Below are 23,672 nucleotides of genomic sequence, written 5' to 3' on the forward strand. Positions count from 1 at the left end.
ACGGAGCCCGGACTGTGCCGCCCTCACCGCCCTCCCCGCGATTTCGCGAGAAATCGACGCCCGCCCCGAAGCGGCGCGTGTGAAGGGTTCACGAGTCGGCTTCGGTGTGCAGCAACGTGCTCAGTCGGTGGCGGGGGAGGTCGATCAGCCGCAGCCCCAGATCGGCGCTGTCGGCCACGAGCGCTTCGACGTGCGCCTTCGCCGCACGCTTGGTCAACGGGGTTTCGGAGTTCGCGATCAGAGCCTCGCGCCAGACGTTGCCGATCTTGCCGTGCGCCCGGTGCGAGAGGTACCCGGCGATCCCGCCGCCCTGTTTCCGGCGTTCCGCGACCACGACCGCGTGGTTGGCGTCCGGTTTGCCGCGTTGGAAGCGCAGCGAGTACTTGGCTCCCACCACGTGCGACAGCGAGCTCTGCGCGTGCTCGCTGGTGATGTCGGGATGCCGGTTCGGCACGAGGAAACCCGCCCGCTCGGCGTTGCAGGCGAGCAGCATCCGCAGCAACCACGGTCCGGGATCGGCGCGGAGGTCGAAGACCGGGACCGCTCCACCGGTCCGCAGCGGACGTTGCCAGCCGGGCGAACGCAGTTCCCTTACCTCGCTGCCGACGGCCCCACCGAGCGCCCGCAGGAAATCGGTGCCGGGAGCTTCCTCGCCGCTTTCCAGCGACTGCGGGCCGTGGGTGTAGATCGCGTGCCGCTCACCCGTCGACCTGTGGGCCTTCGCGGTGGGCAGGCACACGTACAGCGCGCTCGTGCTCCCGATGGCCTCGGCCCCGTGGTACTCGTTGAAATCGGCGACGATGTTCTCGAACACCATGCCCAGCCGCAGCAGTTCCTGCTGCACCTTGTGCCCCAGTGCCGGTGTGCGCGGGCTGAAGCCGTAGGCCAGCAGCAGTCTGCTGTTGCCGTCGGCCATGGCCTCCGCGGCCCGTGCGGTGAACAGCCCCATCCCCTCGGGGGTGTAGGGCGGGTCGCTGAAGACCAGCTCGAAACCGTCCACCAACGCCGTCGGCAGTCCGAACCGCAGGTCCGCGTGCACGGTGTGCACCGACAGCTGGTGCTCGGCCGCGATTCCGTCGATGTGGGCGAGGATCCGCTCGTCGAGGTCGACCACGGTGACCCGCAGCTCCGGAATCAGCAGGCAGCTCGCCAGCGAGGTCAGGTCGTGATCACCGAGCAGCAGCAGGTGAGCCCGGTGCAGGTCGTAGTTGTCGCGCAGCCACGCGGCGCGGCGCACCGCGGTCCCGGCGGTGGCCGTCACGTGGTCCAGCGCGGCGCAGGGCGCCGGGCCGGTGGCGATGAACTCGCGGAGGAGCCGCTCGACCTCCTCGTCCTCCCGTGGGGCCTCGTGCTCGTCGAACAGGATCCGTTCCCGATAGAGCTCGTGAGCGGAGTCCCGCAGTCGGTAGCCGTCCGGGCCTCGCTCGACGTCCTCGCCCGCCAGCCGAATCAGTTCCTCCACCGTTCTGCGCGGTGTGCGGCAGAGCCGCACCAGCTCCGGCAGGGTGTGCGCCCGGCGTGTCAGCAGTGCGAAAACGTGCCGCAGCGGACGTGCGAGCACGCCTTCGTGGTGGAGTCGCTCGCGAACCGCCTCGACTCCCGTGGAGTCGGTGGCGACTTCAACCTGGGTGCTCATGTCCCGTCCCGCTGTCGGTGTCCGCACTCGTCCGGTTCGGCGGTGCGCAACCAATTGTGCACACCAGCGGGTGTCCCACACCCCGGCGCCCGTCTTGCTCGAAACGTGTTCATCGGTGTCACAGGTGTGAGTTCCGCAGGGCACGTTCGTGTGACTTCCGCTGTCGGAACGGAGCGGTGGTTACGCGTAAGTCTCATTACATCGCGTGAGACAGCTGATCGGGTTAAGCTCGGCGAGGCTTGCGACGGTCGGCGAGTGACCGTCGGTGATCCGGGAGGGGGCTCGGTGATCGAGTTCCGGTCCGTGCGCAAGCAGTACGACGACGGCACGGTCGCCGTGCAGGAGTTGAGCCTGACCGTTCCCGTGGGAACGATAACCGTGCTGGTCGGCCCCTCCGGTTGTGGCAAGACCACACTGCTGCGGATGGTCAACCGGATGATCGAACCGTCCTCGGGGACAGTACTGGTCGACGGCGACGATGTTCGCGACTCCGAGCCGGCCGGGCTGCGCAGGGGTATCGGCTACGTGATCCAGCAGGCGGGACTGTTCCCGCACCGCACGGTTCGCGACAACGTCGCCACCGTGCCCCGGTTGTTCGGGCACAGCAGACGCGACGCGCGGCGTCGGGCCGAGGGTCTGCTGGAACGCGTGGGACTGCCGGCCGAGCTCCGGAAGCGCTACCCGGTGCAGCTTTCCGGTGGGCAGCAGCAGCGGGTGGGGGTCGCCCGCGCACTGGCCGCCGATCCGCCCGTGCTGCTGATGGACGAACCGTTCAGCGCCGTCGATCCCGTGGTACGGGAGGGGCTGCAGGACGAGCTGCTGCGGTTGCAGGGCGAGCTGGGCAAGACCGTCCTGTTCGTCACGCACGACATCGACGAGGCGGTCAAGCTCGGCGAGAACGTCGCGGTGCTGCGGCAGGGCGGCTACCTCGCGCAGTACGCGCCTCCCGAACAACTGCTGGCGGAACCCGCCGACGACTTCGTGACCTCGTTCGTCGGGCGGGACCGCGGCTACCGCAGACTGTCCTTCGTGGATTCGGACGGGCTCGTCCCCGGTTCCGTGGACACCGTTCGCATCGGCGACACCAGCGCCGATGTTCCCAGCCAGGCCGAGTGGGTGCTGGTGCTCGACCCGCACGACCGGCCACGCGGCTGGCTCCCGCCGGGAGCCCCCATCCACGGCCAGCTCACCGAGGACCAGCTGATCGCGGGTGGATCGCTGCACACCAGCGGTGCCCCGCTGCGCGGCGCGCTGGACGCTGCCCTGTCGGCTCCCTCCGGTCTCGGGGTCGTCGTGGACGAGGACGGTGTCCACCTCGGCGTGGTCACGGCCCGCCAGGTGCTCGACATCCTGGAATCACGGCGACATCCGGCGGTCGCCGAGGGTGCTGTCCAGTGATGGACGAACTGCTCAGGTACTTCTCCAGTCCGTCCAACCGCGAGGTGCTGCTGGAGCAGATCGGCCAACACGTCTACCTCTCGCTGGTTCCGCTGCTGGCCGGGGTGCTGCTGGCGCTGCCGCTGGGCAGGATCGCCCAACGGGTCGGCTGGTCGCGGGCGGCGCTGCTCGGCACCGCGGGCATCGTCTACACCATCCCGTCGCTCGCGGTGTTCGTGCTGTTGCCCAGCCTGCTCGGTACCGACTTCACCTCGTCGCTCAACGTCGTCATCGCGCTGACGCTCTACACCACCGCGCTGCTCGTGCGCCCGGTGCTCGACGCCCTGGAGGCGGTGCCCACCCACGTCACGATCGCTGCCACCGCGATGGGCTACCGCCCGCACCGCCGGTTCCTCACGGTGGAGCTGCCGTTGGCGGTCCCGGCGTTGACCTCGGGAGTGCGGGTGGCCTCAGTGAGCAACATCAGCTTGGTCAGCGTGGGTGCTCTGGTGGGGACCGGCGGGCTGGGGCGGTTGTTCATGGTCGGTTTCGAGCGGGACCTGGTGCAGATACCGGTCGGAATCGTGCTCACCGTGCTGCTGGCGCTGCTGGTCGATCTGCTGCTGGTGCTCGGCTGCCGCCTGCTGACCCCGTGGGAACGCGCCGGGCGGGCGGTGATCGCTTCTTGATCACCGACATAGCGGCTTGGCTGCTCGACCCGTCCAACTGGACCGGCGACGAAGGTGTGCTGCGCCAGGCGTGGCTGCACCTGCTCTACTGCTTGTTCGCGGTCTGCGCCGCTGCCCTGCTGGCGGTTCCGCTCGGCCTCTACATCGGACACACCGGTCGAGGTTCGGTGTTCCTCGTGGGATTCAGCAACGCCATGCGCGCCCTGCCCACACTTGGTCTGGTGACCGGGCTCGCGGTGTTGTTCCGGGGAAGCATCGCGCTGGCCGCGCTGGTGGTGCTCGCTTTTCCCGCGGTGCTGTCCGGCACCTACGCCGGGGTGCGTGCCGTTCCTTCCCAGGCGGTGGATGCCGCCAAGGGCATGGGCATGACCTCGAAGCAGCGGTTGTGGCAGGTGGAGCTTCCCAACGCGCTCACCCTGCTGATGGGCGGGGTGCGCAACGCGATGTTGCAGGTCATGGCGACCACGGCGGTGGCGGCTTACGTCGGCCTCGGCGGTCTGGGGCAGTTGTTGATCGAGGGGCAGACGATCGGGCGCTACGACCAGATGGCCTCGGCCGCGATCCTGATCGCGCTGCTGGCCGTGCTGGTCGATCTGGCACTGGCGGGGCTCACCTGGTTGCTCGTACCACGCGGGGTGACGCTTACCGCCGCGAACACCGGGGCACGGCCCCGAGGCAGGAGGAAACAACGATGAAGCGGCTGGTAGCACCGGTGGTCGCCTTGGTGGCCGCCACGGGACTGCTGTCCGGATGCGCCGATCCCACCGAGTCGGGTGCCGACTCGGGCGGGCCGATCGTCGTGGGATCGGCCAACTTCAGCGAGAGCCAGCTGTTGATGGAGATCTACGCCGAAGCGCTGCGCGGCACCGGTGCCGAGGTCACGACCAAGGGCCGCATCGGTGCTCGCGAGGTCTACGTCGGCGCGGTCCGCGACGGTGAGATCTCGGTGATTCCGGAGTACACGGGCAACCTGCTGCGGCACTTCGAGGAGAACGCCTCGGCCACCGGCTCCGAGAGGATCTACCGGGAGCTCGAGGGAGCGTTGCCGGACAGCCTCCGGGTGCTGGACTACTCCGCGGCTGAGAACTCCGACGTGCTCACGGTGACGAGCGAGACCGCCCAGACCGGGCTGCGTTCCATGTCGGATCTGGGATCGCGTTGTGGCGACCTCGTGCTGGGAGCGCCCTCCGAGTGGGCACCGCGCTGGAAGCAGCGCATCTCCGAGGTCTACGGCTGCACCTTCGCCGACATCAAGAACCTGGAAGCGGGCAGCGTTCGGGTCGACGCGCTCAACGACGGCCGTATCCAGGTGGCCAACCTGTTCAGCACCACGGCCGCGATCGACCGCGACAACCTGGCGACCCTGGACGACCCGAAGAACATGTTCCCCGCGCAGAACGTGCTGCCGCTGGCACACGAGGGGGCGTTGAACGACGAGCGGGCCGAGGTGCTCAACAGGGTTTCCGAACAGTTGACCACGGCCGATCTCACCCGCATGAACAAGGAGATGTCGGTGGACAAGGCCAATCCGAAGGATCTGGCCAAACGGTTCGTGGACCAACTCGAGCTCTGAAGCGGCCTCGAAGTCTGACGCGGCGTTGCCGCCCGGGTTGCCGGGAACTCGCTCGGCGGGAGCTCCCCGCCGCATGAGCGGGTGCCCGGCAACTGGTATCTGGTGGCGCTGAATCCGGGCAGTGGTCGCTCGTAAGTCAGGTCCCGGAGCGCGCGGCCCAGACGGTGCGTTCGGTGCGCACCGCGAGGTCGTCGCGGCGCAGGATGCTGCCCGGCCCCTCAGTGTCGAGCAACCTGTCGAGCGCACTCAGGTCCTCGGCCGCCAGTGTCTCGGCGATGCCGCCGCGGATGCGTCGCAGGCTGCCGAGGGCGTACCTGCCGACCGCTTCGTCGCGGGAACCCTCGATGTCGACGGTGACGCCGCGCTCGCCCACCACGGTGAAGCCGGCGGCGGTCAGCTTTGGCCCCCAGTCAGCGCCCCGGTGGGGCAGGTGCTCGGCGTGGCGGCGCTCGCTCGCGGCGTGGCAACGCTCCTCCAGGCCGGGGCGCTCTTCCGGGGCGTTCTCGGGCAGGAAGCGGGGAAAGCCCGCCAGCTCGACGACGGCGAGCAGTCCACCGGGGGCGAGGATCTCGTTGATCCGGCGCAGCGCGCGGTCGGGCTCGGCCATGTGGTGCATCGATGCGGACGCCCACACCAGGTCCGGCGTGCCGAGGTCGGGCCGGTCGGCGTCGAGATCGGCCTCCACGGTGCGCACGCGCTCCGTCAACCCCGCTGCCTGCGCCTTCTCACGCAGCCGCTGGAGGTGCCCCGGCGAGGAGTCGACCGCCGTTACGCGCGCCCTGGGAAAGTGGTTGAGCAGAGCGAACGTTCCTGCTCCCGTCCCGCAGCCCAGGTCCACGATCTCGCGGGGAGCGGCCGTGACTGGCAGCCACGCGGCGATCGAATCGATGTGCTCGGCGAGCACTTCCGCATCCAGTTCGAGGATCTCGGCCTGATTCCGGTCGTGCTGGTGGTCGTGCGCGGCATCGTGGTGAGTCGCGTTCGCGTGTGGGTGGCTCATGTGTCCCACGCTAGAACTGTCATGCGTGTTTGGCACGGAAAGTTGCCAATCGCGCAAATACTACCGAGGTGTCGGGGTGTGGCTGGTGACATGATTTTGCGTGTTGCGCAAATTTACATTGAGCGCAATAATAGCCGCGTGACGACGACACACGTGACTGCCGGTGCGGGGCTTCGCGAGCGCAAGAAGCGGGCCACTCGCCGCGCGCTCCGCGGTGCGGCACTGCGACTGGCCGCGGCTCACGGTGTGGATCAGGTCACGGTAGAGGCGATCGGCCAGGAGGCCGGAGTCTCGACACGAACATTTTTCAACTACTTCGGCAGCAAGGAAGAAGCGCTGGTCGGTGACGGAGCCGAGCTCCAGTGCCGGATCAGCGCGGCCCTGGAGGCCGCCTCCGATCAGCCGTTGCTGTCGATCCTGCGACGGGCCCTGCACGATGCAGCGGTCGATGTCGTCGACATGCGCGAGGAGATGCTGTTGCGCAAACGGCTGCTCTCCGAGTGTCCGGCACTGTTGCCGCAGCACATGGCCAACTTCGCCGCCGCCGAACGCGCCATCGCCGAAGCGGTGGCGGAACACCTCGGCGTGGGCGTCGAGAGCGAGCTACGCCCCAAGCTGGTGGCGGCGACGGTCACCACGGTGGCTCGCGTGACCTTCCAGCACTGGCACGGCGGCAGTGACGCCGAACTCGACGCGTTGATCGACGAGGCCTTCGACCGTCTTCAGCTCGGCCTCTGAAACCGAACGGCTCCCCGGTGCCGGGTATGACCGGGGACCCCGCACCGCGCGCTCCACGAGCGACACCGCCTGTTGACGACGAGGAGTTTCGTTGCCGAACGCCGCGCCCTCGCGCGCCCGCGACGCGACCACGTCACCCACCGGGGAGGAAACCTCACCTCCGGAAGAGGGGACGCGGCTGAGTCAGGGCCGCATCTGGTTGATTTTCGTCGGTCTGATCCTGAGCATCCTGCTGGCGGCGCTGGACCAGACGATCGTGTCCACGGCGTTGCCCACGATCGCCGGTGACCTGGACGGTTTCGACCGGATCTCCTGGACGGTCACCGCCTATCTGCTCGGCCAGGTCGTCACCATGCCGTTGTACGGCAAGTTGGGGGACCTGCTCGGCCGCAAACCCGTTTTCCTGTTCTCCATCGGCATGTTCCTGCTCGGCTCCGTGCTGGCCGGAATCGCGCAGTCGATGAACGCCTTCATCGCCTTCCGCGCCGTCCAGGGAGTCGGGGCCGGTGGACTGATGGTCGGTGCGCAGTCGATCATCGGCGAGATCACCAGTCCCCGGGAGCGGGGACGCTACATGAGCATGCTGGCGCCGCTGATCGGAATCGGCACGGTGCTCGGGCCCCTGCTGGGCGGCTTCTTCACCGAGCAGCTGAACTGGCGCTGGATCTTCTACATCAACATTCCGCTGGGTGCGGTGGCGATCACCGTGGTCAGCCTGGTGCTCAAGCTTCCCGGCAGTGACCGGTCCCCGCGCATCGACTATCCCGGGGCGGCGCTGATGGCGGGAGCCGTCACGTGCCTGGTGCTTGTCACCAGCTGGGGCGGTACCGACTACGCCTGGGACAGCCCGACGATCCTCGGGCTGCTGGCCGGGTTCGTCGTACTGACCGTGGGCTGGGTCTTCGCCGAACGCCGCGCCACCGAACCGGTGATCCCGCTGCGGCTGTTCACCGACCGCATCTTCGTGATCTGCGTTTCGCTGGGTCTGGCGGTCGGGCTGGCCATGTTCGGAGCGGTGACCTACATCCCGACCTACCTGCAGATCGTCGGTGGCGCGGGAGCGACCAACTCCGGGCTGCTGATGTTGCCCATGGTCATCGGCATGATGGGGGCCTCGTTCCTCACCGGACAGCTGATCACGCAGTTCGGGCGCTACAAGATCTTCCCGATCTACGGCACGGTGCTGGCAGGCGTCGGGATGTACCTGCTTTCCACGATGGGCGTCGAAACCACCCGCTTGCAGTCGGGCAGCTACATGGTGCTGCTCGGCGCCGGGATCGGCTCCATCATGCCGGTGCTGACCACCGCCGTGCAGAACTCGGTGTCCCGCGCCGACCTGGGATCGGCGACCTCCGGGGTCAACTTCTTCCGGCAGCTCGGTGCCTCCGTGGGTACCGCGCTGGTGGGAACGCTGTTCAACAGCAGGCTGTCCGGCCAGCTGGACCAGACGCTGCCGCCGCGGTTGGCCGAGCAGGCCTCGACCGACGCCAGCAGCATCACCCCGGAGGCACTCGAGAAGATGCCGCCGCAGCTGCGCGACGGCTTCGTCGAGGCGTTCGCCGGAGCGCTGCCGCCGGTGTTCTTCTACTTCGTCCCGCTGCTGGGTGCGGCGTTCGTGCTCGCGCTGCTGCAGCGGGAGAAGCCGCTGGGCACCGAGCGCAACGCCGAGGCGGGTGCGACCTCCGAAAACCAGGAGCACGGCGCGCCCGCTCGTGCGGATGCCGAGCCGTTGGACACCCGGTCGGAAACCTCGCGGGTCGAGACCACGGCGATGACCACCGCCTCGGTGACCGCGGCGGAGACCGGCGGTTTATCCGGGGCCGAACCGGCTGAGACGGCAGGACCCGGCGCTCACGGGCAGCTGCACGACACCGCGGGGCGCCCCCTGGCGGACACACCGATAACCGTGATCGAGCCGACGGGCAATCAGGTGGCGCAGACTCGCACCGACGGGAACGGCGAGTACGAACTCACCCTGCCGAGCCCGGGAAACTACCTGCTCGTGGCCGCCTCCGGGGAACACGCTCCCGGAGTCCGCACGATCGGCGTCGGCGATCGGTCCACCCGTCGCGACATGACCGTGGGTGGCAGCGGAATCGGTGACCCCACAGCCGCCGTCACCGGCACTGTCACCGGCAGCGGTGACAGCGGGCTCTCCGAGGCCACGGTCACGATCACCGATGCCCGGGGAGAGGTGCTCGACGCGGTGACCACCGGACCGGCGGGGGACTACCGGCTTCCCCGGCTGGAGGCGGGCACCTACACGCTCACCGCCTCGGCCCCCGGACACCGGCCCGCTGCGGTTGCCGTGACGTGCGGGGCCGGGGAGAACACCCACCACGATCTCGCGCTGTCCGCCTCGGGGCGGATCCGGGGCACCGTGCGAGCCCGTACGGACGGCACCCCGCTGACCGAGCTCCGCCTGGTCCTGCTCGACGAGCGCGGTACCAGTGTGGCCGTGACCAGCCCGGAAGTCGACGGTAGCTACGCGTTCGACGGTCTTCCGGAAGGTGACTACACACTGGCGGCCCGTGGTCCCGAACCCGACTCGGTCCGGCTGCGCCTGACCGGTGGCGAGGGGATCGACCACGACATGGAGCTGGAGTACGACACCGAGCCCGAGAGCGTGCTCCCGACTCCCGCGACACCCTGACCGCGCGGCGTCCGTCCGGTCGGGGCCCTGCGTTCGTCGCCCCCGACCGGCTCGGACGGCGGTTCCGCTGTCCGAGGCAGTCCGCTGTGGAGTTTCCGCGACAGTGGCCGCAACTTCATTCCGCTCGGGCTCGTGCCCGGCGCTGGTGGTTCCGCTTACTTGCTGCTCGGGATCGGCACCGTGTGGTCGGGGCTCGTCTCGCTGCTGTTGTCCGTCGTCGCTGTCGTGGCCGCGCTCGGTTATCTGATTCTGGGGCTTCGACACCGAAGGCGGTACGGTCCGCCACCGCGGCCCGGAGAGCGGTATGCCTCGAAACGCACGGTGGGGTAGCGGATCGGTTCCAGGCCGCTCCCGCGCTCGGAGTGCCGTGCGCTCGGAACGCTGTGTGGAAGCGGAACTTTCGGACGTCCGGGTGAGTCCGCTGTGGAGATTTCGTAACGTGGCGGACAACGGGGCCGGTTGTTTGGTATCGCGGAGTCATGGACTCCTTCGGTGTCGCGTGGCTGGTGGTCGCGCCGCTCGTCGGCGCGATGTTCATGGTCTACGGCGCGCTCGGCTGGGCGGGTAAGGTCTCCGCCAGTTGCTGGGCGCCTTGGACCCGGGCGAACCGGGAGGGCGGCCGGAACCAGATGTTGCTCGGCCTGATCATCGGAATGAACGGTGTTGTGGCAGTCGTGCCCGGCACGGGATTCGGTCCGCTGAGTGCCCTGCTGGCGGTGACCATGGTCGCTTTCTTCACCCTGTCGATCCTGCACCGAAGGAAGTACGGTCCCCGGCCGCAGCCGGGTTCGCAGTCGCCCTACGCCGCGAAGCGGCTGGCGGGATGACGGACTGGTTCCTGCTCGTTTCCCTGGCGGTCGGATTCGTCGGAAGTGCTGCGGCCGTGCTGTTCGGGACCCTGGGCTGGACCGGGAGGGTGGCGGTACGCCCCTGGGCTCGCGGCACAGCCGCGAGTCGCGCGGCCGGGCGCAACCAGCTGCTGCTCGGGCTGATGATCTCGCTGAACGGTGCCAACCTGATGCTGCCGGGTCAGCAGGGATCGAAGGCGCTGGGCATCCTCGCGTTCGCGGGTATCGTCGGCTACTTCGCGCTGCTGATCCTGCACCGCCACCGGTACGGCCCATCCCCTCCGCCGAGGTCCCGGTTCGCCGAGGACCGTCGGTAGTGCACTGCCGAGTTCCGGAGCGGTCCGGACTCGACCGTTGACCACGACCGGTGTCGGCCGGCCGCGTGGACGTCGGGTCGCGGCTCAATCGCCTCGGCCGGTTCGCCCACCTATCCGGTTGGTCAGCTCGTCGGCTGTCGCCCGCACCAGCCGGGCGAGTTCCGGCCAGTTCGCCCCGCACGGTGCGCGGGATCGTCCGCTCTCCGCCGCGGCCGTCTCGACCGGTTCGCAGTGGTGCCGCATGGTGACGCTGATGGCGGCGGTGGGACGCCCGCCGTGATCGAACGCCGCGCTGGCGACCGAGGCGAACCCCTCGGTGATCTGGCCGTCCTCCACCGACCACCCCATCCGGTACTCCCGCCTGAGAAGTCGCCGCAGCTCGGGAAGATCCCGCGGTCCCCGCTCGGTGCGCAGCACGAAACTGTCCCCGCGGGGGAACAGCGCCCGGACCTGGGTGCGTGGCAGGTGCGCCAGCATCGCTCTGCCCGAGGCGGTCAGTTGCGCGGGTAGCCGCACGCCCACGTCGGTGACCAGCGTCTGCGGTCGTGACGGCCGTTCCTTGATCAGGTAAAGCAGTTCGTTGCCGTGCAGTACGCCGAGGTGTGCGTTGTAGCCCACCCGGTCCACCAGATCCCGCAGCAACGGTCCGGCCAGCCGTTCCAGCGGCTCGTGCCGCAGGTAGGCCGAACCCAGTTCGAAACTCGCCACCCCCAGCCCGTAGCGCCGTTCCTCGGGCAGGTGGGTCACGAAACCGGCCTCGGTCAGCTCCGCCAGCAGGTGATAGGTCGTGGAGCGGGGCAGCTCCAGCTCCCGCGCGATCACCGCCGCCGACACCGGTCCGGGCCGTGCCGCCAGCACTCGCAACACCGCGAGTCCGCGTCGCAGCGCCGGAACGTCGCTGCTGGATCCCAAGAGCTCTCTCCTTCGAACGCGACCGGCCCGACCGGCTGAACCAAGCCCGCCGCACCGAGCTCGCCGACCCCGATCCGGTTGATCCCGATCCGGTTGACCGACGCCCCGGAACGGTATGCCTACCCGGCAACGCGCCGATGTCTGAAATCCCAGACACGAACACCGTATCCCGGCTTTCCGGCAGGCGCGTCCCGCGATGGGATGGACCCATGCGGTACAACGTCGAGCATCCGCCCACCCAGCATCCGGTCCCGGGGCATTCCGGCACCGCGCCCACCGAGGTCGGGCCGGAACCACTCACCGTCGAACAGGTGATGGCGGTGGCCCGTGGGCGGGCGAGCGTGCGGCTCTCCGAATCGGCCGAGCAGGGCATCGGCGACACCCGCAAGCACATCGACACCCTCGCCGCCGCCGAACAACCCACCTACGGGGTCTCCACCGGCTTCGGCGCGCTGGCAATCCGCCACATCCCACCGGAACGGCGGGCCGCGCTGCAGGCGTCGTTCGTGCGCTCCCACGCGGCCGGGGCGGGCGATCCGGTGGAGCCGGAGGTGGTGCGCGCACTGATGCTGCTGCGGCTGCACACCGTGGCCACCGGCCGCACCGGGGTGCGCCCCGAGACCGCGCACGCGCTGGCCGAGCTGCTCAACTCCGGCATCGTCCCGGTGGTCCACGAGTACGGTTCGCTGGGCTGCTCCGGCGACCTGGCGCCGCTGGCCGCCGTGGCGCTGGCGCTGACCGGCGAGGGCGAGGTGTTCGACGCGGCGGGAGCGCGCAGGCCCGCGGCCGAGGCGCTGCCGGAGGTGGGAATCCGGCCGGTCACGCTGGCCGAGAAGGAAGGTCTCGCACTCACCAACGGCACCGACGGCATGCTGGGGATGCTGGTGCTGGCACTGCGCGACCTGTCCGAACTGGTCGACGTCGCCGACGTCACCGCCGCGATGAGCGTGGAGGCGCTGCTGGGCACCGACCGCGCGTTCGCGGCCGACCTGCAGGCGCTGCGCCCGCATCCGGGACAGGCCCACTCGGCCGCGCGGATGCGTGCGCTGCTCGCCGATTCACCCGTGGTGGCCAGTCACCGCGGACCCGACTGCACCCGGGTGCAGGACGCCTATTCGATGCGCTGCTCGCCCCAGGTGCACGGCTCCGCGCGCGACACCATCGAGCACGCCGCCACCGTCGCCGAACGCGAGCTCGCCGCCGCGATCGACAACCCGGTGGTGCTCGACGACGGGCGCGTGGAGTCCAACGGCAACTTCCACGGCGCGCCGCTGGCGCACGTGCTCGACTTCCTCGCGATACCGCTGGCCGACGTCGCGGGCATCGCCGAGCGCCGTACCGACCGGATGCTCGACGTCGCCAGGTCGCAGGGCCTGCCCGCCTTCCTCGCGGACGACCCCGGGGTGGACTCGGGCTACATGATCGCGCACTACACCCAGGCAGGCGTGGTCACCGACCTCAAGCGCGCGGCGAATCCCGCCTCGGTCGACTCCATCCCGACCAGCGCGATGCAGGAGGACCACGTGTCCATGGGCTGGTCGGCCGCCCGCAAGCTGCGCACCGCCGTGTCCGGGCTGCGCAAGGTGCTGGCCGTCGAGCTGCTGACAGCCGCCCGGGCGCTCGACCTGCGCGCGCCGCTGCGTCCGGCACCCGCCACGGCTGCGGTGCGCGACCTGCTGCGTACCCAGGTGTCCGGTCCGGGGCCGGACGAGCACGTCGCTCCCCAGATCCTGGCCGCCGAACAGCTGCTCGCCTCCGGTGAGGTCCACCGGGCGGCGGCCGAACACGTCGATCCCGTACTCGGAGGCCACTCGTGACAACAGCGAGCCGTACCGTGCGCGCCCCGCGCGGAACCGAACTGACCGCGCGGAGCTGGAGCACCGAAGCACCGCTGCGCATGCTGCGCAACAACCTGGACCCCGAGGTGGCCGAACGGCCGGACGACCTGGTCGTCTACGGCGGCACCGGCAAGGCCGCCAGGGACTGGGCCAGCTACGACGCGATCGTGCGTGAGCTGACCGAACTCTCCGAGGACGAGACCCTGCTGGTGCAGTCGGGCAAACCGGTCGGGGTGCTGCGCACCCACGAGTGGGCGCCGCGGGTGCTGATCGCCAACGCGAACCTGGTCGGGGACTGGTCGAACTGGCCGGAGTTCCGCAGGCTCGACTCGCTGGGGCTGACGATGTACGGCCAGATGACCGCCGGCTCCTGGATCTACATCGGTACGCAGGGGATCCTGCAGGGCACCTACGAGACGTTCGGGGCGGTGGCCGCGAAACGCTTCGGCGGGACACTGGCCGGAACCCTCACCGTCACCGCCGGACTGGGCGGGATGGGCGGTGCCCAGCCGCTCGCGGTGACCATGAACGAGGGGGTGGCGCTGGTGGTCGAGTGCGACGCGGACCGGGCGCACCGCCGTGTCGGGCACGGTTATCTGGACGAGGTGGCCGAGGGGCTCGACGACGCGCTCGAACGCGTCGAGTCGGCCAGGAAACGCCGCGAACCCCGCTCGGTGGCGGTGATCGGCAACGCGGCCGAGGTGCTGCCGGAACTGCTGCGGCGCGGTGTCGAGGCGGACATCGTCACCGACCAGACCTCCGCGCACGATCCGCTGTCCTACCTGCCCGTCGGGGTGTCCACCGCGGACTGGGCCGACTACGCCGGTCGCGATCCGGAGGAGTTCACCGCGCGCGCCAGGGAGTCCATGGCCCGGCACGTCGAGGCGATGGTCGGCTTCCACGACGCGGGGGCCGAGGTGTTCGACTACGGAAACTCGCTGCGCGGCGAGGCCCGCACCGCCGGTTACGGGCGAGCCTTCGACTACCCGGGCTTCGTGCCCGCCTATATCCGGCCGCAGTTCTGCGAGGGCAAGGGGCCGTTCCGGTGGGCCGCGCTGTCCGGCGATCCGGCCGACATCGCCGCCACCGACCGGGCGATCCTGGAGCTGTTCGGTGAGGACGAGCACCTGGCCCGCTGGATCCGGATGGCGGGCGAGCGGGTCTCGTTCCAGGGGCTTCCCGCCCGCATCTGCTGGTTGGGCTACGGACAGCGCGAACTGGCGGGGGTGCGGTTCAACGAGATGGTCGCCTCCGGCGAACTGCGTGCCCCGGTGGTGCTGGGAAGGGACCATCTGGACACCGGTTCGGTGGCCTCGCCCTACCGCGAGACCGAGGCGATGGCAGACGGTTCCGACGCCGTCGCGGACTGGCCGCTGCTCAACGCCCTCGTCAACACGGCATCCGGTGCGACCTGGGTGTCCGTGCACAACGGGGGTGGTGTCGGTATCGGCAAGTCGCTGCACGCGGGTCAGGTGATCGTGGCCGACGGCAGTGAGCTGGCGGAGCGCAAGCTGCGTCGGGTGCTGACCAACGATCCCGGCACGGGGGTGATGCGCCACGTCGACGCGGGTTACGACAGGGCGCGCGAGGTGGCCGACGAACGCGGTGTCCGAATTCCACGACCTTGACGAAGCCTGGGCGGCTGACGAAAGCCGCGCGGTTGATCGTCGGTGGACGTCGATTTCTCGCGAAATTGACGCCCGGCCGCGCCACCACCCCCGTGGGAGTGTCGATTTCTCGCGAAATCGCCGGGCGGGGAACGGAACGGGCGGGGAACGGAATCGGCAACGGCCACCGGAGAGCGGGAAGCTCCGAGGAGCGAGTGAACGGAGGGAACGGTGTCCACGCCGAGTGAGCTGCTCGCCGACATCGAGCGAGTGGGTAGGGACCACGGCCGTGGCGGGTACTCCCGGCACGTCTTCGAAACCCCGGAGCACGAGCTGCGCGAGTGGTTCGTCGAACAGGCCGCACGACGGGGGTTGGAGGTCGTGCCCGACGGCAACGGCAACCTCTGGGCCTGGTGGTCGGGACCCGGAGTGTCCGGCCCCGGCGAGGGGGCGGTCGCGACCGGCAGTCATCTCGACTCCGTGCCCGGCGGCGGCGAGTTCGACGGGCCGCTGGGCGTGGTCAGCGCCCTGTCCGCGGTGGACCGGTTGCGTGCCGAGGGATTCCGCCCCGGTCGTCCGCTGGCCCTGGTGGTCTTCGCCGAGGAGGAGGGCGGGCGTTTCGGGCTCCCCTGCCTGGGTTCCCGGTTGGCGGCCGGAACCGTGGCGCCGGAGCGAGTGCTCGGGCTGCGCGACGACTCGGGAACCACACTGGCCGAGGCGATGCGCGCTGCCGGGAAGAACCCGGACCACACCGGACCGGACGAGTCCAACCTGGCCCGGGTGTCCCGGTTCCTGGAACTGCACGTGGAACAGGGCAGGGGGCTGGTACACCGACAGCGACCCGTCGGGGTGGCGTCCACGATGCTCGCCCACGGCAGGTGGCGGTTCCGGTTCACCGGACAGGGCAATCACGCCGGAGCCACCCCACTGGGCGACCGCAGGGATCCGATGCTGCCCGCCTCGCTGCTGGTCGCCGAAGCCCGTCGCGTCGCCGCGAACCACGACGACGCCAGAGCCACGGTCGGACGTATCCAGCCGCTCCCGTCGGGAACCAACGTGATCGCCGCCTCGGTCGACGTCTGGCTGGACGCCCGCGCGCACACCGACGCCGACACCAGGGGAATGGTGGACGAGCTCCACCGCCGTGCGGGCGTGCTGGCAGCCGAGGAGGGGTGCTCGGTACGACTGTCCGAGGAGTCCTATTCGGACACGGTGTCCTTCGACGGCTCGCTGCGCGACGAGCTCACCACGATGTTGGACGCACCGGAACTGCCCACCGGCGCCGGGCACGACGCCGGGGTGCTCGCCGCGCGGATGCCCACCGGCATGTTGTTCGTGCGCAACCCCACCGGTGTCAGTCACGCTCCGGAGGAGCACGCCGAACCGGCCGACTGCGACGCCGGTGCCGAAGCGCTCGCGACGGTGCTGCGGCGGTGGAGCCGATGACCGCCGGACCCGACGTCCGTCGGCCTCGACAACAGGCGGTGCCCGTGACACGAGAGGAGCTGCCCGAACGGATGTCCTACTGGTGCGAGTGGGCCTGGCTGCAGGACGGCCCCGGCCGTGACGTGCTGATCGAGACCGACGGTGCGCGAATCACCGGCGTCACCCCGGCGGTCGAACCACCGCCGGACACCCCACGACTGCGCGGCCTGACCCTGCCCGGTGCCGCGAACGTGCACTCGCACGCCTTCCACCGCGCGCTGCGCGGCAGGGGAGCGGAGCAACGCGGCACGTTCTGGACCTGGCGCGACCGGATGTACCGCGTGGCCGAGCGACTGGACCCGGACACCTACTACCGGCTGGCCCTGGGGGTGTACGCGGAGATGGTGCTGGCGGGGTTCACCGCCGTGGGGGAGTTCCACTACCTCCACCACGCCCCGGGCGGGCAGCGCTACGACGATCCCAACGCCATGAGCGCGGCGCTGGTGGCAGCGGCCCGCGAGGCCGGGATCAGGTTGACCCTGCTGGACACCTGCTATCTCAGCAGTGGTTTCGGTCCCCCGCCGGAAGGGGTGCAGACCCGGTTCTCCGACGACACCGCGGACGAGTGGGCCCAGCGGGTGCACGGATTCGACGGCAGCCACGACGGGGTGATCCTCGGTGCCGCGCTGCACTCGGTGCGGGCCGTTCCGAAAGCCGCCATGCCGGTGGTGCGCGAGTTCGCCCGCACCCGAGGGGTGCCGCTGCACGTTCATCTGTCCGAGCAGCGTGCGGAGAACGACGCCTGCCTCGCGGTGCACGGTCGCACCCCCACCCAGTTGTTGGAGGAGCAGGGGATGCTGCGAACCGCCACCACGGCGGTGCACGCCACGCACCCGACGGCGGGCGACATCGCCAGGCTGGGACGCAGCGGCGCCGGGGTGTGCCTGTGCCCCACCACCGAGTCGGACCTGGCCGACGGGACAGGTCCGGCCGACGAGCTCTCGGTGGCGGGCTGCCCGCTGTCGCTGGGCAGTGACGGGCACTCGGTGATCGATCCGTTCGCCGAGGCACGTGCCGTCGAGTCCGGCATGCGGCTGCGCAGCGAGGTGCGCGGCCACTTCTCCCCGGACGAGCTCACGATGATGGCCACCGGAACCGGACATCGTGCGCTGGGCTGGCCGGACGCGGGCAGCATCGAGCTCGGCGCCCGCGCGGATCTGGTCACCCTGGACCTGGACAGCCCGCGGCTGGCCGGGGTGCCCCCGCGTGCCGCTGTGACCGCGGCGACGTCGGGGGACGTGACCGATGTGGTCGTCGACGGCAGGCGGGTGGTCCGCGAGGGCGTCCACCAGCTCGTGCCGGACGTGGCGGGCACGTTGCGCGAAAGCACTCGGGAACTGGTCGAGGACTCGTGAGCGACGAGGTTTCCCGCGAGTCCACCCACGTGGCGAGGAAGATCGATGACGTCCACCCTTATCACCGGAATCTCCGAGCTGACCACCAACGACGAGGAACTGGGAACGCGGACCGACGCGGCCCTGGTGCTCGAGGGGGACCGGGTGGCCTGGGTCGGCGCGGCCGAGCGCGCGCCGCGGGCCGACAACCGCGTCGATCTCGAAGGGCGAGCCGTACTGCCCGGCTGGGTCGACAGCCACACCCACCTGGTCTTCGCCGGTGATCGCACCGCCGAGTTCACCGCCCGCATGGCCGGAAAGCCCTACACCGCGGGCGGGATCGCCGAGACCGTGCGCGCCACCCGCGCGGCCGACGACGAGCGGCTCGCCGCGAACCTGCGTGCCCACATCGCCGAGGCGGCCGCGCAGGGCACGACGTCGTTGGAGACCAAGACCGGTTACGGACTGACCGTCGAGGACGAGCTGCGTGCCGCCCGCATCGCGGCGGCCGAGGTGGACGAGGTCACCTACCTCGGCGCCCATCTCGTGCCTCCCGAACGGGATGCCGAGGACTACCTGGACCTGGTGTGCGGGCCGATGCTCGACGCGGTCGCCGAGGACGTGTCCTGGTGCGACGTGTTCTGCGAACGCGGCGCGTTCGACGCCGAGCAGGCCCGCCGCGTGCTGCTGGCCGCTCGGGAACGCGGCCTGGGGCTGCGGGTGCACGGCAACCAGCTGGAACCGGGCTCGGGCGTGGCGCTGGCCGTGGAGCTGGGAGCGGCCAGTGTGGACCACTGCACGCACCTAACCGGTACCGACATCGCCGCGCTCGCCGGGTCGGGGACCGTGGCGACCCTGCTGCCCGCCTGCGACCTGTCCACGCGTCAACCGCTGCCGCCCGCCAGGGAGCTGCTCGACGCCGGGGCCACGGTGGCACTGGCCACCAACTGCAACCCCGGTTCGTCCTACACCTCGTCCATGGCGTTCTGCGTCGCCACGGCGGTGCTGCAACTGCGGATGACCGTGTCCGAGGCGGTGTACGCGGCCACGAGGGGAGGTGCCCGGGCACTGCGGCGCGACACCGGCGAGGGAGCGCTCGGTGTGTTGCGTCCGGGCGCCCGTGCCGATGTGCACGCGCTGGACGCCCCCGCCGCGTCCTGGCTGGCCTATCGCCCCGGGGTTCCGCTGACCCACCGGGTGTGGCAAGCCGGACGACCGGTGCGCTGAGCGGGGGACGCACCGTCGTTACTCAAGAGCGGGCCCAACGCGGCGAGGCGCCGACTCACGTGCCGGCTACCCGACCAGCTGCGCGACGTTCCCCCGCGCGTGCTCAGAACGGGTACCGCGCCTGCCGCTCCCGGAAGGTCACCCAGCGGGTGTCGGTGAACGCCTCGACGCCGCTGCGCCCGCCGAAGTGGCCGAAACCGGAGTCCTTGATCCCGCCGAACGGCGCCTGCGGCTGATCGCCGACCGACTGGTCGTTGATGTGGAAGATGCCGGTCTCGACACGCCGCGCGATCTCCCAGCCCTTCCGCGTGTCGGTGGTGATCACGCCACCGGTCAGCCCGTACGGCGTGTCGTTGACCACCCCGATCGCCTCCTCGACGGATTCGTACCCGAGCACCGTGGTTACCGGGCCGAAGATCTCCTCCGAGTAGATCCGGTGCTCCGGTGTGACCTCGCTCAGCACGGTCGGCCGGTACATCGCCCCCTCCGGTGGTTGCCCGCCGCAGTGCGCCACGGCTCCCCGGGCGAGTGCGTCGTCGACCAGCGAGGCGATCCGTCGCGCGGCCGGTTCGTCGATCACCGGGCCGATCACGGTGTCCGTCTCCCGGGGATCACCGAAGGGAAGTCCGGCTACCTTCTTGCCCAGGCGTTCGCCGAACTCCGCCCGCATCGTCTCGGGCACCAGCACCCGGTCGGCCGACATGCAGATCTGGCCCGCGTTCATGAACGCGCCGAAGGTCACCGCGTCCACCGCGTAGTCCAGGTCGGCGTCGTCGAGCACCAGGACCGAGTTCTTGCCACCCAGTTCCAGCACGGCGGGTTTGAGGTGGCGGGCGGCCTCGATCCCGATGGAACGCCCGACCTCGGTGGATCCGGTGAAGTTGACCCGCCGGACCCTGCGGTCGGCGATCAGGGCGTTGCCGATCTCGGCGCCGTCCGCGCCGTCGTTGGTGACCACGTTGAGCACGCCGTCCGGCAGCCCGGCTTCCCGCAGGATCCCGGCCAGCCACAGACCGGCCGCCAGCGGGGCCTGTTCGCTCGGTTTGAGCACCACGGTGTTGCCCATGGCCAGTGCGGTGGCGAACGAGCGGGTGCCGAGGATCAGCGGTGCGTTCCACGGCGCGAAGGCGGCGACCACTCCGGCGGGTTGACGCAGCGCGAAACTCCACTCGTCGGGGTCGGAGGAGGTGAGCACCTCGCCGCGCGGTCCGGTGGTGGACGCGGCGGCCTCGCGCAGGATGTCGGCGGCCAGCTCGACGTTGAACATCGCCCACGGCCGAGTGCCGCCGACCTCACCGGCCATCAGCTCGACGGCCTGTTCGGTGTACTGCCCCAGCAGGTCCGCGGCCCGCAGCAGGATCTCCCTGCGCCGCAGAGCCCCGGTGCGCGACCACTCGTCGAACGCGGCCGCGGCCGCGTCGACCGCCTCGGTGACATCGGAGACCGAGGCCGCCGCGACGGTGGCGAACACCTCGCCGGTCAGGGGGTCGTTGTCGGTGGTCCTTCGGCCGTCGGCCGCTTCCCGGAAGCCACCCCCGATGATCAGCTGTCGTTCCACAGGCGCCATTGCCGCTCGCTTTCGTCGAATCCTTCCACCGCATCACACCACCGGTGGGCCTCCGCGTGCATGCCCGGAGGTGGTATCGCTCCTCATTCGCAGCACGGTGTGCGCGCTCCGGCCGTGCTCACCGGCGTGCGCGACTCACTCGACCCGGGAGGACGCCGGTTCCGCCTCCTCGTCCTCGGAGGGCAGGTGGATGTCGTTGACGTCGATGTTGACCTCGATGACCTCCAGCCCGGTCATGCGTTCCACGGACTCGATCACGTTCCGCCGGACGCTCCTGGTCAGCTCCACGATGGACAGGCCGTACTCCACCACCACGTCCAGGTCCACCGCCGTCTGCTTCTCGCCGACCTCGACCCGCACGCCCGAGACGGTCGAGGTGCCGCTGCCGCCGGGGATGCGTTCCCGCAGCGCGCCGAAAGCGCGGGAAACGCCGCCTCCCATCGCGTGAACCCCGGAGATCTCGCGCGCCGCGATCGCCGCGATCTTCTGCACCACCGTGGCGGCGATGCTGGTCCTGCCTTCCGAGGAGTCGGCCGAAGTGCCCACCCGGACGGGCTTCCGGGACTCGGAGGAGTCGTTGTCGGCCCGCTCGCTGTCCTGCTCTGCCATGTGTCGTTCCTTTCGAGCCTGGCGTGATTCGGGCTGCTCGCCGTTCATCCGCCGTGTGTCGGACGCCGATCGTCGGACGTGTCCCCAACCGGCGGGTGTTCCGCGAGTATGCCGCATCTCACGTGCCGGCTACCCGGTCTATCCCGGCAAGCCGTCACTGCTTCTAGAGTTCTTCGGAGCAGGTGAGCAGGGCATCCAGCACCCGCCGCAGCAGCGGGTGCTCCTCCCTGCCGCGCCGTACGGCCGCGAAGACCCGCCTGGTGGGAACCCGGTCGCGCAACGGCCGCACCTCGGCGCCGTGCTCGGCCGGGATGGCGCTGCGCGGCACCAGCGCCATGCCCGTCCCGGCGGCCACCAGGGCCACCACCGCGTGAAAATCGTCCGAGGTGTGGGTGATGGGTGGGGCGAATCCCGCGTCGGCGAAACAGGTCTGCGCCACCTCCCGGCAGGGGTTTCCCGCCAGCGGCGCGATCCAGTCGGACTCGCCGAGTTCGGTCACCGGCAGGCTCTCCCGCTCGCAGAGCGGATCGCGCGGTGGCAGCACCGCGTCGAACGGTTCGGCGTAGAGCGGATACCTGGTGAGCCGGTCCTCGTCGGACCGGACGGTCGCGCCGTACTCCATCGAGATCGCGATGTCGGTCTCGCCCGCGAGCAGCATGAGCAGGCTGTTGTGCGCCTCGGCGTCGCGCACCAGCACCGTCACCCCGGGTGCGGTGGCGCGCAGCGCGGTGATGGACGGCGCCACCACTCGCGTGATGGCGGAGGCGAACGAGGCCACCTCGACGCGCCCGACGGTGCCCGCTGCGCAGGCCGCCATGCTGGCCTCGGCACGTTCCACCTCGGCCAGCACGGCCTTCGCGTGCTCGGCGAGCAGCTCCCCGGCCGCGGTCAGCTCGACCCGCCTGCCCCTGCGGATCAGCAGTGCCTGTCCCGCCTCCTGCTCCAGGGCGGTGAGCTGCTGCGAGACCGCGGACGGGGTGAGGTACAGCGTCTCGGCCGCCGCGCGCACCGTGCCGTGGTCGGCCAGTGCGCGCAGCACGGTCAGTCGACGCGGGTCAATCACTCGGCCAGTTTACCCGCCTTCTCCCGGGCGTTGATGAAAGCCGTGACGGCGTTCTCCACGTCCTCCGAGGTCAGCGCCGCGGACATCTGGGTGCGGATGCGTGCCTTGCCGTGCGGCACGACCGGGTAGGAGAACCCGATCACGTAGACGCCCTCCTCCAGCAGCAGATCCGCCATCCGACTGGCCTCGGCCGCGTCGCCGATCATCACCGGGATGATCGGGTGTTCCCCGGGGAGCAGGTCGAAGCCCGCTTCGGTCATCCTGCGGCGGAACAACTCGCTGTTGGAGCGCAGCTGTTCCCGCATGCCCGGCTCCGAGGCCACCAGATCCAGCGCGGCCAGCGCGGAGGCCACGATCGGCGGGGCCAGCGAGTTGGAGAACAGGTAGGGTCGGGACCGCTGCCGCAGCAGTTCCACGATCTCCGGCCACGCCGCCACGTAACCACCGCTGGCGCCGCCCAGCGCCTTGCCGAGCGTGCCGGTGACGATGTCCACCCGGTCGGTGACACCGAACAGTTCGGGGGTCCCCGCGCCGTTGGGCCCGAGGAAGCCGACCGCGTGCGAGTCGTCGACCATGACCATCGCGTCGTGGCGCTCGGCCAGCTCGCAGATCTCGTCCAGCGGGGCCAGGTAGCCGTCCATGGAGAACACGCCGTCGGTGACGATCAACCGGTAGCGGGCGTCGGCGTGCTCGACCAGCTTGCGTTCCAGATCGGCGGTGTCCCGGTTGCCGTAGCGCGCACGCCGTGCCTTGCACAGCCGGACACCGTCGATGATGCTCGCGTGGTTGAGCTCGTCGGAGATGATCACGTCCTGCTCGTCGAGCAGGCTCTCGAACAGCCCGGTGTTGGCGTCGAAGCACGAGCTGTACAGGATGGTGTCGCCGGTGCCCAGGAATTCCGACAGGCGCCGTTCCAGCTCCTTGTGCGGGGCCTGGGTACCGCAGATGAACCGTACCGAGGCCATCCCCAGTCCCCACTCGTCCAGCGAGTTCTTGGCGGCCTCGATCAGCTTCGGGTGATCGGCCAGCCCGAGGTAGTTGTTGGCGCAGAGGTTGAGGACCTCGCCGCTGTCCGCTTCCGAGCCGACTCCCACGCGTGCCCGCTGCGGCGTTTCGAGGACGCGTTCCCGCTTGTACAGCCCGGCCGACCGGATCTCGTCCAGCCTGCCACGCAGTTCCTCGGCAGCTTTGCCGAACAT

Annotated in this window: 20 protein-coding genes; 13 read left to right on the plus strand and 7 right to left on the minus strand. The window is 70.1% G+C overall.

Features of this window, described 5'->3' with window-relative positions; translation table 11 throughout:
• Positions 1-88: 88 nt before the first annotated feature.
• Entirely contained in the window at positions 89-1,636 is a 1,548-nt protein-coding gene (locus tag J2S53_RS20930; RefSeq protein WP_456242415.1) for a bis-aminopropyl spermidine synthase family protein, read from the minus strand.
• A gap of 285 nt (positions 1,637-1,921) precedes the next feature.
• Here J2S53_RS20930 and J2S53_RS20935 point away from each other — a divergent pair, with 285 nt between their 5' ends.
• Genes J2S53_RS20935 through J2S53_RS20950 form a run of 4 tightly spaced genes read left to right on the plus strand, consistent with a single transcriptional unit; the run spans position 1,922 to position 5,275 of the window.
• On the plus strand, positions 1,922-3,034 hold the full coding sequence (locus J2S53_RS20935; RefSeq protein WP_456242850.1) for an ABC transporter ATP-binding protein: 1,113 nt from the start codon (positions 1,922-1,924) through the stop codon (positions 3,032-3,034).
• On the plus strand, positions 3,034-3,702 hold the full coding sequence (locus J2S53_RS20940) for an ABC transporter permease (RefSeq protein WP_175530211.1): 669 nt from the start codon (positions 3,034-3,036) through the stop codon (positions 3,700-3,702). Before J2S53_RS20935 ends, J2S53_RS20940 begins: the two co-directional genes overlap by 1 nt.
• On the plus strand, positions 3,699-4,397 hold the full coding sequence (locus J2S53_RS20945; RefSeq protein WP_456242416.1) for an ABC transporter permease: 699 nt from the start codon (positions 3,699-3,701) through the stop codon (positions 4,395-4,397). The genes J2S53_RS20940 and J2S53_RS20945 overlap by 4 nt, the downstream gene beginning before the upstream one ends.
• Positions 4,394-5,275 carry an ABC transporter substrate-binding protein gene (locus J2S53_RS20950; RefSeq protein ID WP_456242417.1) on the plus strand — a complete coding sequence of 294 codons (882 nt, stop codon included), beginning with the start codon at positions 4,394-4,396 and terminating at the stop codon, positions 5,273-5,275. The genes J2S53_RS20945 and J2S53_RS20950 overlap by 4 nt, the downstream gene beginning before the upstream one ends.
• Before the next feature lie 136 nt (positions 5,276-5,411).
• Here the strand turns inward: J2S53_RS20950 and J2S53_RS20955 are convergent, their stop codons facing one another.
• The gene (locus tag J2S53_RS20955) at positions 5,412-6,275 is read right to left on the minus strand and encodes a class I SAM-dependent methyltransferase (RefSeq protein WP_456242418.1); all 864 of its coding nucleotides are present in this window, start codon (positions 6,273-6,275) and stop codon (positions 5,412-5,414) included.
• Between the two features lie 138 nt (positions 6,276-6,413).
• Between J2S53_RS20955 and J2S53_RS20960 the strand changes: the two genes are divergently transcribed.
• The 4 genes from J2S53_RS20960 (at position 6,414) to J2S53_RS20975 (ending at position 10,831) form a co-directional block, all read left to right on the plus strand.
• A complete protein-coding gene (locus J2S53_RS20960) occupies positions 6,414-7,013 on the plus strand; it encodes an acyl-CoA-like ligand-binding transcription factor (RefSeq protein ID WP_456242419.1) in 600 nt (199 codons plus the stop codon).
• 91 nt (positions 7,014-7,104) lie between these two features.
• Complete coding sequence (locus J2S53_RS20965) at positions 7,105-9,666, plus strand: MFS transporter (RefSeq protein ID WP_456242420.1); 2,562 nt, start codon at positions 7,105-7,107, stop codon at positions 9,664-9,666.
• 479 nt (positions 9,667-10,145) lie between these two features.
• Positions 10,146-10,493: a hypothetical protein gene (locus J2S53_RS20970; protein ID WP_456242421.1), complete on the plus strand. Its 348-nt coding sequence runs from the start codon at positions 10,146-10,148 to the stop codon at positions 10,491-10,493.
• A complete protein-coding gene (locus tag J2S53_RS20975) occupies positions 10,490-10,831 on the plus strand; it encodes a hypothetical protein (RefSeq protein ID WP_456242422.1) in 342 nt (113 codons plus the stop codon). The genes J2S53_RS20970 and J2S53_RS20975 overlap by 4 nt, the downstream gene beginning before the upstream one ends.
• An 84-nt stretch (positions 10,832-10,915) precedes the next feature.
• Here J2S53_RS20975 and J2S53_RS20980 read toward each other — a convergent pair whose 3' ends face one another.
• Positions 10,916-11,743: an IclR family transcriptional regulator gene (locus J2S53_RS20980; protein WP_456242423.1), complete on the minus strand. Its 828-nt coding sequence runs from the start codon at positions 11,741-11,743 to the stop codon at positions 10,916-10,918.
• Positions 11,744-11,952: 209 nt separating this feature from the next.
• Here J2S53_RS20980 and hutH point away from each other — a divergent pair, with 209 nt between their 5' ends.
• The 5 genes from hutH to hutI all read left to right on the plus strand — a co-directional run bounded on the left by hutH (position 11,953) and on the right by hutI (position 19,234).
• Positions 11,953-13,560 (plus strand): histidine ammonia-lyase, encoded by a 1,608-nt coding sequence (gene hutH, locus J2S53_RS20985; protein ID WP_456242424.1) that lies wholly within the window; start codon positions 11,953-11,955, stop codon positions 13,558-13,560.
• Positions 13,557-15,209 (plus strand): urocanate hydratase, encoded by a 1,653-nt coding sequence (gene hutU, locus J2S53_RS20990; RefSeq protein WP_456242425.1) that lies wholly within the window; start codon positions 13,557-13,559, stop codon positions 15,207-15,209. Before hutH ends, hutU begins: the two co-directional genes overlap by 4 nt.
• A gap of 210 nt (positions 15,210-15,419) precedes the next feature.
• Positions 15,420-16,634, plus strand: coding sequence for an allantoate amidohydrolase (locus J2S53_RS20995; RefSeq protein WP_456242426.1), 1,215 nt, complete (start codon positions 15,420-15,422; stop codon positions 16,632-16,634).
• Positions 16,635-16,705: 71 nt separating this feature from the next.
• The gene (locus tag J2S53_RS21000) at positions 16,706-18,028 is read left to right on the plus strand and encodes a formimidoylglutamate deiminase (RefSeq protein ID WP_456242851.1); all 1,323 of its coding nucleotides are present in this window, start codon (positions 16,706-16,708) and stop codon (positions 18,026-18,028) included.
• Between the two features lie 45 nt (positions 18,029-18,073).
• Positions 18,074-19,234 (plus strand): imidazolonepropionase, encoded by a 1,161-nt coding sequence (gene hutI, locus J2S53_RS21005; protein WP_456242427.1) that lies wholly within the window; start codon positions 18,074-18,076, stop codon positions 19,232-19,234.
• A gap of 103 nt (positions 19,235-19,337) precedes the next feature.
• Here hutI and J2S53_RS21010 read toward each other — a convergent pair whose 3' ends face one another.
• The 4 genes from J2S53_RS21010 to J2S53_RS21025 all read right to left on the minus strand — a co-directional run bounded on the left by J2S53_RS21010 (position 19,338) and on the right by J2S53_RS21025 (position 23,672).
• Complete coding sequence (locus tag J2S53_RS21010; protein WP_130469277.1) at positions 19,338-20,801, minus strand: aldehyde dehydrogenase family protein; 1,464 nt, start codon at positions 20,799-20,801, stop codon at positions 19,338-19,340.
• Positions 20,802-20,936: 135 nt separating this feature from the next.
• Positions 20,937-21,410, minus strand: coding sequence for an Asp23/Gls24 family envelope stress response protein (locus J2S53_RS21015; RefSeq protein ID WP_456242428.1), 474 nt, complete (start codon positions 21,408-21,410; stop codon positions 20,937-20,939).
• Positions 21,411-21,573: 163 nt separating this feature from the next.
• A complete protein-coding gene (locus tag J2S53_RS21020) occupies positions 21,574-22,473 on the minus strand; it encodes a LysR family transcriptional regulator (protein ID WP_456242429.1) in 900 nt (299 codons plus the stop codon).
• Positions 22,470-23,672, minus strand: coding sequence for a glycine C-acetyltransferase (locus J2S53_RS21025; protein WP_456242430.1), 1,203 nt, complete (start codon positions 23,670-23,672; stop codon positions 22,470-22,472). The genes J2S53_RS21020 and J2S53_RS21025 overlap by 4 nt, the downstream gene beginning before the upstream one ends.

It is taken from the genome of Actinopolyspora lacussalsi (genome assembly GCA_030803735.1).
Lineage (GTDB): Bacteria > Actinomycetota > Actinomycetes > Mycobacteriales > Pseudonocardiaceae > Actinopolyspora > Actinopolyspora lacussalsi.

Bases quoted from the DNA above. Each gene is read 5' to 3' on its own strand.
- J2S53_RS20950 (WP_456242417.1), top strand. From the start codon at position 4,394: ATGAAGCGGCTGGTAGCACCGGTGGTCGCCTTGGTGGCCGCCACGGGA.
- J2S53_RS21010 (WP_130469277.1), bottom strand. From the start codon at position 20,801: ATGGCGCCTGTGGAACGACAGCTGATCATCGGGGGTGGCTTCCGGGAA.
- J2S53_RS21000 (WP_456242851.1), top strand. From the start codon at position 16,706: ATGTCCTACTGGTGCGAGTGGGCCTGGCTGCAGGACGGCCCCGGCCGT.
- J2S53_RS20970 (WP_456242421.1), top strand. From the start codon at position 10,146: ATGGACTCCTTCGGTGTCGCGTGGCTGGTGGTCGCGCCGCTCGTCGGC.
- J2S53_RS21025 (WP_456242430.1), bottom strand. From the start codon at position 23,672: ATGTTCGGCAAAGCTGCCGAGGAACTGCGTGGCAGGCTGGACGAGATC.
- hutI (WP_456242427.1), top strand. From the start codon at position 18,074: ATGACGTCCACCCTTATCACCGGAATCTCCGAGCTGACCACCAACGAC.
- J2S53_RS20955 (WP_456242418.1), bottom strand. From the start codon at position 6,275: ATGAGCCACCCACACGCGAACGCGACTCACCACGATGCCGCGCACGAC.
- J2S53_RS20930 (WP_456242415.1), bottom strand. From the start codon at position 1,636: ATGAGCACCCAGGTTGAAGTCGCCACCGACTCCACGGGAGTCGAGGCG.
- J2S53_RS20940 (WP_175530211.1), top strand. From the start codon at position 3,034: ATGGACGAACTGCTCAGGTACTTCTCCAGTCCGTCCAACCGCGAGGTG.
- J2S53_RS21015 (WP_456242428.1), bottom strand. From the start codon at position 21,410: ATGGCAGAGCAGGACAGCGAGCGGGCCGACAACGACTCCTCCGAGTCC.
- J2S53_RS20975 (WP_456242422.1), top strand. From the start codon at position 10,490: ATGACGGACTGGTTCCTGCTCGTTTCCCTGGCGGTCGGATTCGTCGGA.
- hutH (WP_456242424.1), top strand. From the start codon at position 11,953: ATGCGGTACAACGTCGAGCATCCGCCCACCCAGCATCCGGTCCCGGGG.